19 protein-coding genes and 3 pseudogenes are annotated in these 13,257 nt (G+C 63.5%); 6 read left to right on the forward strand and 16 right to left on the reverse strand.

Annotated features, from left to right (window positions below; translation table 11 throughout):
• Window positions 1–2: 2 nt before the first annotated feature.
• Window positions 3–728, reverse strand: a complete 726-nt coding sequence (locus AC0L28_RS21235) for a GntR family transcriptional regulator (RefSeq protein ID WP_473480021.1) — start codon at window positions 726–728, stop codon at window positions 3–5.
• Between the two features lie 277 nt (window positions 729–1,005).
• Between AC0L28_RS21235 and AC0L28_RS21240 the strand changes: the two genes are divergently transcribed.
• The gene (locus AC0L28_RS21240; protein WP_473480023.1) at window positions 1,006–1,344 is read left to right on the forward strand and encodes a hypothetical protein; all 339 of its coding nucleotides are present in this window, start codon (window positions 1,006–1,008) and stop codon (window positions 1,342–1,344) included.
• Window positions 1,345–1,500: 156 nt separating this feature from the next.
• On the opposite strand, the gene AC0L28_RS21245 is transcribed toward AC0L28_RS21240, so the two are convergent.
• The 11 genes and pseudogenes from AC0L28_RS21245 to AC0L28_RS21295 form a co-directional block, all read right to left on the reverse strand.
• Complete coding sequence (locus tag AC0L28_RS21245; protein ID WP_287259950.1) at window positions 1,501–1,734, reverse strand: DUF2934 domain-containing protein; 234 nt, start codon at window positions 1,732–1,734, stop codon at window positions 1,501–1,503.
• Window positions 1,735–1,771: 37 nt separating this feature from the next.
• Entirely contained in the window at window positions 1,772–2,056 is a 285-nt protein-coding gene (locus AC0L28_RS21250) for a hypothetical protein (RefSeq protein ID WP_287259948.1), read from the reverse strand.
• A gap of 104 nt (window positions 2,057–2,160) precedes the next feature.
• Window positions 2,161–2,460 carry a DUF1236 domain-containing protein gene (locus tag AC0L28_RS21255; protein ID WP_091599078.1) on the reverse strand — a complete coding sequence of 100 codons (300 nt, stop codon included), beginning with the start codon at window positions 2,458–2,460 and terminating at the stop codon, window positions 2,161–2,163.
• A 314-nt stretch (window positions 2,461–2,774) separates the two neighbouring features.
• Window positions 2,775–3,098 (reverse strand): hypothetical protein, encoded by a 324-nt coding sequence (locus AC0L28_RS21260; RefSeq protein WP_287250375.1) that lies wholly within the window; start codon window positions 3,096–3,098, stop codon window positions 2,775–2,777.
• Window positions 3,099–3,703: 605 nt separating this feature from the next.
• A complete protein-coding gene (locus tag AC0L28_RS21265; protein WP_128175033.1) occupies window positions 3,704–3,997 on the reverse strand; it encodes a hypothetical protein in 294 nt (97 codons plus the stop codon).
• 271 nt (window positions 3,998–4,268) lie between these two features.
• Window positions 4,269–4,559 carry a hypothetical protein gene (locus AC0L28_RS21270; RefSeq protein WP_128170505.1) on the reverse strand — a complete coding sequence of 97 codons (291 nt, stop codon included), beginning with the start codon at window positions 4,557–4,559 and terminating at the stop codon, window positions 4,269–4,271.
• A gap of 97 nt (window positions 4,560–4,656) precedes the next feature.
• Window positions 4,657–4,997: pseudogene (locus AC0L28_RS21275) on the reverse strand (hypothetical protein).
• Window positions 4,976–5,212, reverse strand: coding sequence for a hypothetical protein (locus AC0L28_RS21280; RefSeq protein WP_287065574.1), 237 nt, complete (start codon window positions 5,210–5,212; stop codon window positions 4,976–4,978). Before AC0L28_RS21280 ends, AC0L28_RS21275 begins: the two are co-directional and overlap by 22 nt.
• Window positions 5,197–5,457: a hypothetical protein gene (locus AC0L28_RS21285; RefSeq protein WP_287065575.1), complete on the reverse strand. Its 261-nt coding sequence runs from the start codon at window positions 5,455–5,457 to the stop codon at window positions 5,197–5,199. Before AC0L28_RS21285 ends, AC0L28_RS21280 begins: the two co-directional genes overlap by 16 nt.
• Window position 5,458: 1 nt before the next feature.
• Window positions 5,459–5,677, reverse strand: coding sequence for a hypothetical protein (locus AC0L28_RS21290; protein WP_023798600.1), 219 nt, complete (start codon window positions 5,675–5,677; stop codon window positions 5,459–5,461).
• Entirely contained in the window at window positions 5,674–6,462 is a 789-nt protein-coding gene (locus tag AC0L28_RS21295; protein ID WP_473480026.1) for an N-acetylmuramidase family protein, read from the reverse strand. Before AC0L28_RS21295 ends, AC0L28_RS21290 begins: the two co-directional genes overlap by 4 nt.
• A 136-nt stretch (window positions 6,463–6,598) precedes the next feature.
• On the opposite strand from AC0L28_RS21295, the gene AC0L28_RS21300 reads away from it, so the two are divergent.
• The 4 genes from AC0L28_RS21300 to AC0L28_RS21315 all read left to right on the forward strand — a co-directional run bounded on the left by AC0L28_RS21300 (window position 6,599) and on the right by AC0L28_RS21315 (window position 7,824).
• Window positions 6,599–6,778 (forward strand): hypothetical protein, encoded by a 180-nt coding sequence (locus AC0L28_RS21300; protein ID WP_031254697.1) that lies wholly within the window; start codon window positions 6,599–6,601, stop codon window positions 6,776–6,778.
• A gap of 111 nt (window positions 6,779–6,889) precedes the next feature.
• Window positions 6,890–7,072 carry a hypothetical protein gene (locus AC0L28_RS21305; protein WP_023798597.1) on the forward strand — a complete coding sequence of 61 codons (183 nt, stop codon included), beginning with the start codon at window positions 6,890–6,892 and terminating at the stop codon, window positions 7,070–7,072.
• 234 nt (window positions 7,073–7,306) lie between these two features.
• Entirely contained in the window at window positions 7,307–7,501 is a 195-nt protein-coding gene (locus AC0L28_RS21310; RefSeq protein WP_128170507.1) for a hypothetical protein, read from the forward strand.
• 152 nt (window positions 7,502–7,653) lie between these two features.
• Complete coding sequence (locus AC0L28_RS21315) at window positions 7,654–7,824, forward strand: hypothetical protein (protein ID WP_023798595.1); 171 nt, start codon at window positions 7,654–7,656, stop codon at window positions 7,822–7,824.
• A gap of 88 nt (window positions 7,825–7,912) precedes the next feature.
• Here the strand turns inward: AC0L28_RS21315 and AC0L28_RS21320 are convergent, their stop codons facing one another.
• A complete protein-coding gene (locus AC0L28_RS21320) occupies window positions 7,913–8,500 on the reverse strand; it encodes an acyltransferase (protein WP_287175839.1) in 588 nt (195 codons plus the stop codon).
• Between the two features lie 252 nt (window positions 8,501–8,752).
• Window positions 8,753–11,935 (reverse strand): SGNH/GDSL hydrolase family protein, encoded by a 3,183-nt coding sequence (locus AC0L28_RS21325; protein WP_473480030.1) that lies wholly within the window; start codon window positions 11,933–11,935, stop codon window positions 8,753–8,755.
• A gap of 362 nt (window positions 11,936–12,297) precedes the next feature.
• Here AC0L28_RS21325 and AC0L28_RS21330 point away from each other — a divergent pair.
• A pseudogene (locus AC0L28_RS21330) lies at window positions 12,298–12,603 on the forward strand (transposase family protein); the annotation flags it as partial.
• A gap of 45 nt (window positions 12,604–12,648) precedes the next feature.
• On the opposite strand, the pseudogene AC0L28_RS21335 reads toward AC0L28_RS21330, so the two are convergent.
• Window positions 12,649–12,936: pseudogene (locus AC0L28_RS21335) on the reverse strand (Bbp19 family protein); the annotation flags it as partial.
• On the reverse strand, window positions 12,933–13,163 hold the full coding sequence (locus tag AC0L28_RS21340; RefSeq protein ID WP_473480032.1) for a hypothetical protein: 231 nt from the start codon (window positions 13,161–13,163) through the stop codon (window positions 12,933–12,935). The pseudogene AC0L28_RS21335 and the gene AC0L28_RS21340, both read right to left, overlap by 4 nt.
• Window positions 13,164–13,257: the final 94 nt, after the last annotated feature.

Here is a 13,257-nt window from a genome sequence, read left to right on the forward strand (position 1 = left end):
GCTCAGAACTCCAGGTGAAGCGCGAAATGCGCCGGATTGAGCAGGCTGGTGACATATTCGATGGCGCGGCCGTCAGGGGCGCGCGTCAGGCGCCGCGTGCGCAGGAACGGCGCGTCCGGCGCGCAGTCGAGAATGGCCGCGTCCTCGGCGCTCAGCATCTCGATATCGACCCACTCCTCGCCGTGATCGGGGACAAGCCCCGCCGCGCGCAGCGTCTGGTGCAGCGAGCCCTCGCGCAGGCCGCGCAGCGGCACGTCCTCCAGTTCGGGCGACAGCGGCAGCCGGCTGCGCTCGATCGAGATGGCGTGGCCGTCATCGGCGTTTGAGCGCACCCGGTCGACGGCGATGAAGAACGGGCTTTCGACGCCGAGTGTGGCGGCGAGCTCGGCATCCTGCATGACTTCGAGCCTGAGCGTGCGCGTCTCGGCATTGGCGCCGGCATTGGCCAGCGCCCGCGACCAGCCGACGGCGTCGTCGACCGGCATGCCGTCGAAGGTGACGAACGAGCCGATGCCGACCTTGGTGGTGATCAGCCCGCGGCTCGACAGTTCCTCGAGACCCTTGCGGATGGTGTTGCGGCTGACGGAGAAGCGCTGGACAAGCTCGTTCTCGCTCTGCAGGCGGTCGCCGAAGCCGAGCACGCCGGAGCGAATCTCGTGCTCGAGGACGGTGGCGATCCGTTCCGGCTTGCCGGTTCCGGGAGACGACAGGGTCGTGCGACGCGCCATGGAATACCTGTTCAGTAAACCTGTATAATCCTGTTCAATAACGGGATAGGCAAGTTATGTCAACGGCTCGCGGCCGGCACGTTTTTGGGTTCCCGGCATCCCGGGCAAGATTGCCCTGCTGATCACGACGGCCCCTCCCGATCACGACGGCCCCTCCTGGTCACGACGGTTCGTCGCAGGCTGCAATTTTATGGGAACCTCCACCACCCCCGAGCGGTTTTTTCTGTAGTCGCGATGCGGCGACGACCGAAAAAATGGAGACAAATGGAGGCAAATCATGCTTACGAAGTTACTCGCGGCGTCCGTGCTCGCCGCTGGTCTGGCCACGTCTGCGATGGCCCAGAGCACAGCCGACCCAGCCGACACAGAGGCTGGCATGGCTCCCGGCAGCGGCAGGAGCGTCGTCATCGACCCGGCCCCGGTCGATCCGACCCTGGCTGAGCCGGATACGGTCGATACCGGGATTACCGGCAGCATCATTGCGGCCCCCGACGGCACGAATTCCAATGCCGACCAGAACTGCCCGCCAAGCCCGCAGGGCGCCATGCCTGATGCCACGCACAAGGCTCCCGGCACGGTTTCACCCACCGTCAACGACAGGCACTGCGGCCAGTAGCCGAGATCGATTTCGGGACCAGCGCTTCGGCCGCGGGACAGTGCTTCGTCCCGCGGCCGAAGCGTTATGTGCGAAACCTTTGATGGCAGAGCGAGGCGCCCCCCTCTGTCCTGCCGGACAGAAGGGGGCGCCGTAGAGCACTACATCAGATGGCGGCTAGCCCTTGCGCGGCCGGGCAGTCTTTGAACTGGTCACCTTGCCGGCCGCCGGCTCCTTCGGCCGAGCCGGCGCCTTTGGCCGAGCAGTCTTGGTTTTGGGTCCGCTTTCCTCACCGTCGATCTCGGCGGCGGCCTGGTTCCAGTGCTGCTGATGCGCGCCGTCGGGCCGGCCGGCCTGCTCCCAGATCGCGTGAGCCCGCCGGCGGATGCGTTCCTGCCTGTCGTCCGTCACTGTTGCCTCCTCGGCTCAAATCGGTGAGCGACAACTTCTAGCTGAATTTTCGACCGGCGTCTTGGGGGCTTCGGCCCAGATCGGGTCGGCCAGAGTCGGGTCGGCCTGAGTCTGGGCCGCCCAAATCGGACAGGACCGTGACCCCGAGGAGTGCCGCCTTCTTGGTGATCAGCCCCGCCAGATCCGCGTCCGAGCGCTCGGTTCCGGTTTGCTCACGCACGGCTGCAATCAACGCCTTCATCGACAACAGGGCCGAGCCCCGTTCGGCAAGCAGCTTGTCGACGGATGCGGCCACATCGAGTGATTCGACATGCGGCAACATGGAAATGGCTCCTTCCGTCCCGCCACGAAGACGATCGACAGCCGGCTGCCTACCGGCGAGCCGCCGCTCTTCCCGCGCCTTCCCGGGAGAGCGGCGGGTGAAGGTCAGTCGATGACCTGCACGATCCTGCGGGTGCCGGGATCGACCAGCACGGTGCGATCGTCGACGACTACGTATCTGTATTCGACGTCGGGAACCTCGTGAAGTTCAACCGTGTCGGGCAACGTGGAACCGACGTTGAGTTCCACGCCCAAGAGGCTGATCGACGCCAGCGGGTGCCTCTCCACATATTGGCGGACGACCGTCTGCTGCTCGGGCGTGATAATCACCTGGTCTGCGGTGGCGACGCCGACACCGGCCAGCAAAGCCAGCCCGGCGGCGGCAGGAACAAGGTGGATTTTCATCGTCTTCTCCTGTCTGGTTTGCGGGCTCTGCTGTCCACAGTCGGGAACGACTCAGCCCAAAAGCCAACGTTTGACGAAACCGTCTTGTTCCGTGAGCGGCGACTAATTGTCGCCGCGTTGGCTGGCAGTGGCCCGCGATCTTGGTCGCCCAAGCGCGCGGGCCGATCGGTTTTGCCCGATCAGCAGCGATACCGGAGGGGGGTGATATCGACTGCTTCGAGAAGAACATTTAGCGATAACTAATGTTCCGCCCTACGGTAAAAATCCCTGCCGGCGCCGGCACGTCAGGCGCGAAAACGGCAAATGCCCCCAATCTATGGTTTCGGCGGCTGCGCCGGGACCTCGCCGGGCTTGAGCACCGGTGTCCTGCCTTGGTCCGGCGGCGGTGCGGCCATGCCCTGATCGCCGGTCGGTGGCGGCAGCAGCACGCCGTTGCAGGGGTCAAGCGTGTCGGTCAGGTTGTTGTTGTCACCGTTGTTGACGGGCGGCGGCGGCTGCTGCTCGCCGTTCTGCGGCTGCGCCTGGCAGTGGCCGGCAGGCGCCTGGTCTTGTGTCTGGTTATCCGTCTGGGCGGCAACCGGCGCCGCCAACACCAGTGCGCCGAGCAGCGTGATTGGCAGGAATGCGAAAGGTTTCATGTCGAACGCCTCCGCGCGAACGATCGCCTCCTTGCCAAAGCCGGTTGGCGGCGATTGGTTCCCGCCTGCAGCAAGCCGCCCGGCTCAATCGCGCCGGCGCGGCATGTTGGGGAATCGTTAATCAGCGATTGCTACTATAGCGGAATGACCAAGAACCTCGGAAACGCCGAAAGAAGTTCCCCAAGGGAGCCGGCAAGGAGCTCCGCTCTAAGCCGGCTGGCGCCAGCCTTGTTTCCCCTGGCAGTCGTCGCGCTTGGCTACCTGGTCGGCTGGCAGTTCTTCGGCTTCTAGAGCGTCGGCCCCGGTGCAGAGCCTTTGATGTCCGTGCTCCACGGCGCCCCCCTCTGTCCTGCCGGACATCTCCCCCTCAAGGGGGAGATTGGCTGTGATCGGCGCCTTCACCAATCACCAACGTTGCAGGAATGCGTGCGGAGGTCGAAGCTGCTGATCTCCCCCTTGAGGGGGAGATGCCCGGCAGGGCAGAGGGGGGTCGGTTCGACTGGGCCGGCCTCTTCTCTTGCGGCAGTGGAGGATGGCTCTCGACGCGAGGCGACCCCTCTGGCCTGCCCTCTTTACCAAAACTTGGAGATCAGCAGCTTCGGCCGCTAGTCCGGGAAAAAGAACACCGGCTCCTCGCATCGATGGACCCGGCATTGACCGTCAAGCGTCCGGACATAGGCGGCGACAGGCACTTCGGGCCAGTCGCATTCATTGCCGAACCGGCGGACATAGCGGTCATAGGTGTTGCGGCCGGTGGTCAGCACCACCGCGCGCCGGCTCTGGATCAGAAGCTGCGTCTGTTCGCATGTCATGGCGCGCGTATCCGGCCGGGCGTGAGCCATGCTTGTGGCGGCGATCAGGATCGCTGCGGCTGTCGCGACGATTGGGCGAGCTGGCATGATAGATCCTCTCAAGGGTCGTGCCCAACGCGCACCTTCGCCCGTGGTTCCGCAACCTTCGGCTTTTAGCGCATCGGCCCACCTTGGTGGTCGGGGCGAAGAGACGTCGCGGGAAGAGACCTTGGATCAGGCGCCGGCTGCTTCTAGCACCAATCTCCAACGCTGGCGATTAGCCATACGCTACTACACCTTCGTCATCCTCGGGCGAAGCAAGGAGCGAAGCGACGCGGCGCAGACCCCTAGGTGTTTGATCCCGGACTTTAATGGCGCATCATCGCAATCCGAGAACCGGTTCCTCGCATCGATGGACCCGACATTGACCGTCAAGCGTCCTGATGTAGGAGGTGACGGGCGCTTCGGGCCAGTCGCACTCATTGCCGTATTGGCGGACATATCGATCATAGGTGTTGCGGCCGGTGGACAGGACGACGGCGCGCCGGCTCTGGATCAGCTGCTGCGTCTGTTCGCATGTCATGGTGCGCGCATCCGGCCGGCCATAAGCCATGCTTGTGGCGGCGATCAGGATCGCTGCGGCTGTCGGGACGATTGAGCGAGCTGGCATGCTGCATCCTTGCAAAGGTCGTGCCTAACGCGCAGCTTCGCCCGTGGTTCCGCACCCTGCGCAACGGCACGAGGGCGCAACAACACAACCCGCGATCTCACTCCTCCTTCTCGGGCTTGAACCGCCTGACCACCACTTCGAAGACGATGTCCGAGATCCACATCGCCGAGACGCCGATGAGGAACGCCGCGGCCAGCGTCGTGGTGTCGTGTTGGCCGGAATCGCCAGGCCGGTGGCGCGGAAATAATGCACCACCGGCAATGTCAGGTAGGCCGCCGCCAGCGCGCCGCAGATCGGCGACGCCACCATCTCGCGAACCTTGTAGCGGTGGCGCGACAAGGCTCGCAAAATGCCGCCGGAAAGGCCCGCGACCACCACCGGCGCCTTGATGCCGAGCGCGTCGAGAAGTTCCTGTATCATGGCTTCCACCCGCACCATCTGGCGCCCTTGCCGTTGTAGGCATTGATTTCGTCGAGCTCCGGCCGCGTCATGGCGGCGACGACGGCGGCGGACGCACGGCGCGGCTGGTTGTGGTCGCACCAGAGCTGGCGCGCCGGCGAAACCGGCGTTGCGCACCCGGCGAGCAGCAGGCCGCCAAACAGCAGGCACTTGGGCAACAGGCACCCGAGCAGCAGCATCAGCGCTTTGCCCATCGCATCGCCTCCCGCCGTGCGGCTTCGTCCGGCAGGTCGCGCGCCGCGCGTTCGGCATCGGTCGCCTCGCGGTCCATTTCGAGGCGCTCCTCGACGGCGGCGCGTTTTTCCGCCGCTCGCCTGGCCGCATCCTTGTTGGCCCGACCGCCGGCGACAAACAGGCCGATGCCGCCGACGAGCGCGGCAAAAATCGCCAAGATCGTCGTGTTGCCGGCGAGCGCGCCCAGCATGGAAAGCACCCACATCTCAATTGCCCTCCACGGCAGGCTGGTTTCTGACGAGGCCGGCGACGCCGTCGCGCACGACATTGATCAGGATCTTGAGCAGGGCCAGCACCCCGGTGATTTTTAGCGCCAGGGCGGCGTCGATGCCGAACAGCGTCCAGTCGAAGCCGACCAGGCCGGTGAGCAGCAGGATCAGCACATTGATCAGATTGTGCGCGGCGTTGGTATTGAACCAGTTCATGGCTTTGCCTTTCGAAACAAGGAGAGGATTGCAGCAACCAACGGAGCCAGCACTGCGGCGCATAATCCGGACAACGATCCGGAAAACGGTCCGCGCCGCACTCCGGCTTTGCCCGGCTCTGCCTTGGCGGGCGTGAAACCGTTCGGTTGCGGCGGCTGCGGGATCGGAACCGGCGCCGGAGGGGGCGGCGTGTCCCTGATCCCGGACCATTTGCGGAATGCCTCGGCAAGCCGGATATCGTAGGCGTTCTTCGCATAGGATGCGCCGTTGTAGCCCTTGGCGAAGCCGGCCCAGTCATGCTTGCGCAATTTGCCGTCGAGCCGGTTGGCGGCGATGAAATTGACCGCCGCCGCCAGCTGCAGCGCCTCGTCCGCCATCATGGCTTCGACCATCGCCTGCACGGTCAGAAAGCCGGCCGCCCTGAAATTCTCGCCGAGAACCTGGCCGAGCCCCCATGACGCCGATCTGAGCGCCGCCGTCTCGTCGATGGCGCAGGCGGCTTTCAGGCGCGGATAGCTGTCGCGGGGATAAGGCTTTTCGCCCCATTTGGCATAGGCAAGGCCGGCCGCTACCGCCCTTGCCCGAGCCGCGCCCGCCAGATTGCGATAAAAGAGATGCGGCTCGAACAGGATGACCGGCCGGCCCTGGGCGTCGAAGCCATGCCCGCTGGTTTCGACATCGAGAAAGGCGTGGATCTCGTCTTCGCCGACGCCGATGTTGGCGCCAAGTCTTGGCAGATCGAGATCGTCGAGGCGCCTGGCGGCGCCCTTGAACGTCATATCCATGGTCTTGGTCCTTTCCCAGGTTGATGTTTGCAGGCGCCAGCTTGATGTTTGCAGGCGCCCGGTTGATGTTTGCAGGCGCCCGATTGATGTTTGCAGGCGATTGTGTGAAATGGCCCCAAACTGTGGGGATTGGCCGATGTCGCAACACGAAGGAACGGCGCGCTGGACAGTGAAGGCCGAGCTCTGCGCGGTCGGCCGCGACAAGCCGCTGCTTGTGGCGCTGGCGGTGATCCTGTGCCTCTATTGCGGGCTGATTGCCGGGCCGATCGTCTATGCGTTCCTGGCCTTCCAGGGCATGGCGAATTTCTTCAACTGACGGCATTGACCAGTTGAGAACAGCTCGTTCCGTCTTGCCATCGGGATGGAAACCGCTTAGCCGGAATAAACTGCTCACATGAACCGTTCAGGAACAGGTGCGGGAGGGCGCGTGACAATCAGGATCAGGCTTCCGGGCGGGACACTGAAAATCAAGAAAAAGGACGAGCTGCGCCGCCGCGAGCAGAAGCGCCAAGTCCCGGTCTGGCGGCTTGGAGACTATTTCATCGTCTGGTGGCCGAGCAGCATTTCGGATCGTCCGTCCGGACGCCCGCCAAAGGGAGTGGGTGAATAGTGAATAGTGAAGAAGGTGCTCTCACTCTACTCACCACTCACCACTCACCACTCACCACTCACCACTCACCACTCACCGCTCACTACTCACTACTACCATTCACCATTCACCCGCCCGGACCGTTCTGGAACCGGTCCCGGAAAACAGCCGCAGAAAGAATCAACGATCAGCCCTTGACCCTTCCGCCACGGAAGCTCTCTACGTCGCTGCATTGCACAACGGGGGTTGGGAGCAATGGCAGTGCGTATCAGATTGCCGGGCGGCACCTTGAAGATGAAGGTGTATCGGGAGTTGCGCGAGCGTGAGCGCGCCCGCCGCATCCCGGTTCTGAAGCTGGGCTCGCTGTATTTCAGCTGGTGGTCGAACCGGCCGCGTCCGTTGAACGACCAGCCCGACGACGATCCAAACCGATCTCAGGCAGCGCCTTGACGGCCCGAAAAAAGCCGTCCTCGGGCGGCTGCGCTTGAACCCTTCCGGTCAAGCCAGCAAACGCGCGCATCGGCGGTTGACTCTTCGGCTGGGGAAGTTCTCTAATTGCTGCATCGCACATCATCATTGAATTGCACAGCGGAGTTGAACCGATGGCCGTGCGCATCAAACTGCCGGGCGGCACCTTGAAGGTAAAAGTCTATCGCGAATTGCGGGGGCGCGAACGCGAGCGTCGTGTGCCGGTCATGAAGGTGGGTTCGCTGTATTTTGTCTGGTGGTCGAACAGCCAGCCGCACAACAAGCCGCAAGACAGCCGTCATTAGCCCGTTGCCATTCGCCCGCGCCTTGGCGCAAGCGAATGGTTGGCGCTCTATGATGGGACGACGCTCATTGATGAGCGAAGGCATCATTTCATTTCACCAGGTCGCGGTCCGGCCGCACCAAAGCGTCGGCCGGAACGTCCGACCGTACGATTGAGCCGGCTGAAATTATCGCCCGGTCGCCGATCGTGACACCCTTCATTATCATGGCACTGTTGCCGATCCAGACATCATCTCCGATTGTGATCGGTGCTGAGCGGATGCCTGGGTCGACGCGCGGGTGGCCTTCGCGAAAGATGGCCTGCATCTGCGCAAAACGCTTCTGCGGGTCCATGGGATGCGAGTTGGTATCGTGGATCGCCACCCCCCACGAGACGTGGACATGTTTGCCGATCTTGATCCCCACCGGATCCGATGACCAAATCGTCGAGCCTGGACCAAGGTAGAACCAGTCATCGATATTGATCCGACCCTCATGGGCAAAGACCTGCAGATGTCCGTCCAGATGGCTGTCCGCGCCGATTGAGACCCGGGACCTGTCGCCATGAATATTGAAGATCTCCGCCCCGGCACCGAACTTCGTGCGCGGCCCGATGACGGCATTCTCCCTTGCGGCGCCTGTGGCGATCCAAGACGAAAAGCGGCGGCGAACAGCGAGAATGGTGGAGAAGATACGCATTTGCGAACATCTGCCACACGCCACCATTTCAGTCTAGGCATCGACGAGACCCCGACGCACCATTTGACGCAGGCATTCGGCGTCGTAGGTGGCATGGCGCCGGCTGCATTCGGATGCAGCTCGTCCGACATGTACAGTGTCGACGTGAGGTAGCCCATGCGCTCGATCTTGGTGCCGACAACGACCCACTCCTCGCCTTTCCGGAGTTTGGCTACCGTCTCACTCTTGTGCTGAATTGCCTGTGCCATTTGCCTATCCCCTCTCCGCGACATATTCGATGAAGCGCAAGGCGTTGCTGTCATGGCCGACGTCGTTGAAGTGAAGCCCCTCTTGATAGGCTCCAGCGTCGATATAATCGAAACCATCAATCGGGATCGTCAGCACGTTTCGTGACCGGTATGTCTGGCGGATAACGCCAAGCGCCGCGTCGTAAGTCCGCCCTCCAGTGTAGCTACCATCCCAGGCCGAAGACGGGCGCGTCGGCGGCATCGCAAGGATGCGAGGTGTGGCAGCTGCCTCCAGCATATTAAGCACCGCAGTGATGTTCGTTGAAATCGTAGCCGGCGCGGTACCAAAACTGTCGTTGATGCCAAGCGCGAGTATCGGCACGATCTTGCCGCCAGCATAGCTCGCTTGGACGATTGCTGATGTAAGGCGCGCCATATTAAACGACGCGAAGGTATAGCTCCCATGCACGGCGCGCAGTGAGCGCAGTCGAGGACGGGATCCCGACACCTTGATTCCAAGACGGATAAGCCCGGTTATTTCGACAGGGCCGCCTACCGCCGTCAGTGTGTAATTGCCGCTGGCAGCCTGCCCCGTCATCGACGGGCCGGAATATTGATCGAGCGCGAGAGCGCCGGCAGCATTGACGGTCTTGTACGCCGCGCCACCGTCGAAAGCGAAGGCAAGCGAACCTTGACCGGCGTCCCGGGTGTAGTGGACATCGACCTGTTCATAGGCTCCAGTGAACGCCAGGGACGCGCCATCCGCAAGGATGATGCTTTCGCCAAGTGGCCCGCGCGTTCCCGTCGAGACGGTTCCGCTGGTCGCAACGCCATAGAAGTCCGGCGTGTAGGTGGAGCTTGGCCGCAGCGCCGTCATGCCCGGTTCGTCATCGGCAATGCCGAGATTGGCAAACTGCGTCACCCGATTGAACCAGTGCGCCGGGCCGTTACTGGCCAGCGCCCAATGACCGATGCTGTCGCCGATCAGGCAGAGGACATCGTTGTTGGCGATATGCTCTGCCATCTTGGCGCGGAAGCCGTCATAGAGATTGAACAGCGACGGGCGAGCCGGAACGAAGAACCGCCGGCCGCCGACGAACGGCTTTCCTGGTCCCCAAAAACCGTCGCCTGACTTAGGCATGGCCGTCAGCGCGAAGCTGCCGGGCGGCACATACGGGTTTGGATGGGCAGCAGCGGCCGAGGCAAAGATTGCGGTCGCGTCAACGACGCCATTCGGGTCGGCGTCCGCCAGCAGGTTCATGCCGGTGTTCTGTGTGCCGCCTGTCAGAGCCCGCGCAGCGTCGGCGATGAGGCCAGTTTTGATCGTGAACGCAACCTCATAGCGGTGCAGGGTCGATGATGCCACAATAGCGCCGTTCGACAGCACGCCAGACCTGATCCATCCGGGGATGCCTTGCGAGTTGACGCTGTTCTGAAACTTGTAGCCGCCGCCGCTGATTGCCGGATACTGCCCCGCTGCAATCGGTATGCTGAGGGGGATTTCGCTCACACCATTGGCCAACGTGATCTGATGCGTGCTGATCACGTTGACGGTTAGATCGCCATTGTACTGGATGACGTGAATGTTGGCCGTGCCAGCCCCGCTGGCACCGACATCGATTTCCGTGATGTAACCATCGGCCGGCGCTGGCGTTTGCATGACGACGCTGTAATTCGCCGGGGTATTCGTGCCGGTGTTGACCAGGTTCGGCCAGCCGACCACCTGCTCAGTGCCGACGATGTCGACCAGATCGTTTGCGGTGTCGTAGGCAGCGCGCGCCTTTGTGCCGACTTCGCCCGTGAAAGTGGCTTTCCATTGCGGACCATTGAAAAAGTCAACGGTCTTGGCTGTGTTCGACGTGGGAACCGTCGCCGTGAACCACTTGCTTTCGCCGTTCGGAATGGCCCCCGCCGTGTAATACCACGTGCCGGCTCCTGTCCGTTGCAGGCCCATGACGCTGCCGGCCGGCTTCAGGATCGAGAGACCCGAGTTGACGGAAGACGGGCCGGCAACGACAGGGATGGTTTGTTCAGAGACGAGAGTTAACGTGCCATCGCCCTCGACCTGGGCAATGACGATACGGATTGTTCCTGCCCCGGCACCGAAGCCGAGTTCCAGGCTCGAAAGAAACTCATCGACAGCCGACAGTGAGCCCGGCCAATAATAGACGCTGGTATTGGTAACAGCCGTGCCGCCGACGGAGCCCGTGATCAGGACCGGCCCAACCGTCCGCGACCCGATCAAGGCGACAACTTCCGCTGCCGACGCGCGAACTCCCGTGTCGACCGCAACCGACCCGGCCGTAACGGTGTACATACCAAGGATGCCGGCTGAAACTTCGGTCCAAAAGTACTCACCAACCTCGACATTCCGGCCCAAAACCGCCGCCGCACTTGCGCCGGCCAGTCCCGCAGACGCCGCGAAGCTGAAACTCGGCGCGACCGTGTAGGAACCGGGTGCCGTGATCAGGATCATCGTCACAGCACCGCCGGCGACGATGAAGCGTCCTGCGGCACCAGAACCGGCGCCGCCGGTAAACGCCAGATCGAACGTGCCGTTCGTGCCGCCGGCGCCGCCGACCAGGGCACTGAAGCCAGCCACGCCGAAGCCGATCGCGGCTACGATCGTCGGGAAGATGCCCTTGCCATACAGCGACGCGTCGCGTGCCGCCTGGGCGCCGGCCAGGTTGGCCGCCGTGGAAGCGACATCGGCGGCGGTCTGTCCGGCATTGGCAGCGGAGGTGGACGCGCTGGCGGCGGCCTGGCCGGCGCTGGCCTCGGTGGCATGCTTCAGCACCTGCGTTTCATCGCGCAGCGTCACCACCGCACCGACCACCTGCGAAATATCGGGCGGCACGAACGGGGCAATGGTGATAGCGTCGCTGCCCACCACCGGCTCGTCGGCGCTGAATTCAAACACCCGGCCGGCATTGATTGTCCCAATCTGGGTGTGGACCGTCGTTCCTTTCTGCAAGGTGCGGGCGGTGCGGGCGTCGGCGGCGCGGAACCATTCGCCTTCGCTCACCGTGTAGATGCCGTTCTGCGTCGGGTCGGCCTGGTCCTTGACCAGCACGCGGTCGCCGACCTCAGCCGGCACGCCGTCGATGGTCTGCAGGCGATGGAGCAGGATGCTTGCCGTGGTCGCCAGGCGCACGGGTTCGCGTTCGCCGGTCAGAAGTCGAACGGCGGCAGTTGCGGGTCGGGCCATCAGGCTTGCTGCATGAAAAGCCCCGCGAAGCGAGGCTTGAAAGTGATTTCAGCGGGCGCGGGACGCACGGTCCATGGCACATAGGAGATTGGCCGAACCCCCGCGCCTTCGTCATCCCAGTGCGGAGCAAGGAGCGAAGCGACGCAGCGCAGACCCTGGGATCCGTTCCGTTACCTTGGAGCGCTGCTGCGGTGCAGAACCTTTGATCGCCGAGGGACAGCGCCCGGACAGCGCGCCCCTCTGCCCTGCCGGACATCTCCCCCCTTGAGGGGCAGGGGAATCGCATTTGAGTAGATGGGAAATGGCTTGCCAATTGGCGGGTTGTGGATTCTTGGGAGGACTCCGTTATTGGGGAGTTCTCGATGGAAACGATCCAGGCTGTGTTCGGTCATCTCGATCCGCGCGACCAGAACGCTCGACACGATTTTTGCGAGATACTGTTCATTGCCTTCGCCGCGATGCTGTGCGGCGCCAAGATTTGTTCCGACATCTGGCGCTTTGGGCAGGAAAAGGAAGCGATGCTGCGAAATGTGCTCACTCTGGCGCATGGCATCCCGTCGCACGACACCTTCTCGGCGCTGTTTCGCAAGCTTGTCCCTACGGCGTTCGCCGAGGCCTTCGCCAGCTTCATGCGCCATGTCGCGAGCGCTTCCGGCGGCGCGGGGCAGATCGCCATCGACGGCAAGTCGATGCGTGGCGCCTTCGAGAAGGGCCGCCAGTTGCGCTTCGTCCAGTGTCAAAAACCGCATGATGTGCTGCACCACTTCGGCGCGCGCGTTGCTCAGCGCGCTGTGCAGCTCGAAGCCGTTCGGCGTCCTGGTCTTGGCCAGCCACTCGCCATAGGACGGGCGGCGGTAATAGCCGGTCGCCGCCGTCAGGTTGGCCAGCACCATCTCGCCGTCCTGGCCTGAGAACACCCTGAGATAGGCCCTGGTCAGCGCATCCTGCGCCTTGGCCGGGCCGCCGGCCTGGCGCGAATGGGCGAAGCGTTTGCCGCTCATGCGCCGCCCTCGCCGTCCTGCGGCATCAGCCCGCTGAGACTGTCGAGCAGGCCGCTGTCGCGCGCCTGGACCGCCGCCGGCACGGCATCCCTGGCAACCTTGCCGGCGGCGGCGATCGCCGCCATGCCGGCCTGCGCTTGTTGCGCCCTGGCTCGGGCATCGCGAATATCAGCCACCTCGTCCTGGCGGCGAAAGATGCGCTGCGGGCTGCGGCCGGCGCTCTGCACGATCTTCAGCGCCTAGTTGTTTGATCCCGGACTTTAATGGCGCATCATTGCCGTCCGAATCAAAGGATGCGCTATGGGACAGGTTCTACACCGC

It is taken from the genome of Mesorhizobium sp. WSM4847 (assembly GCF_055811335.1).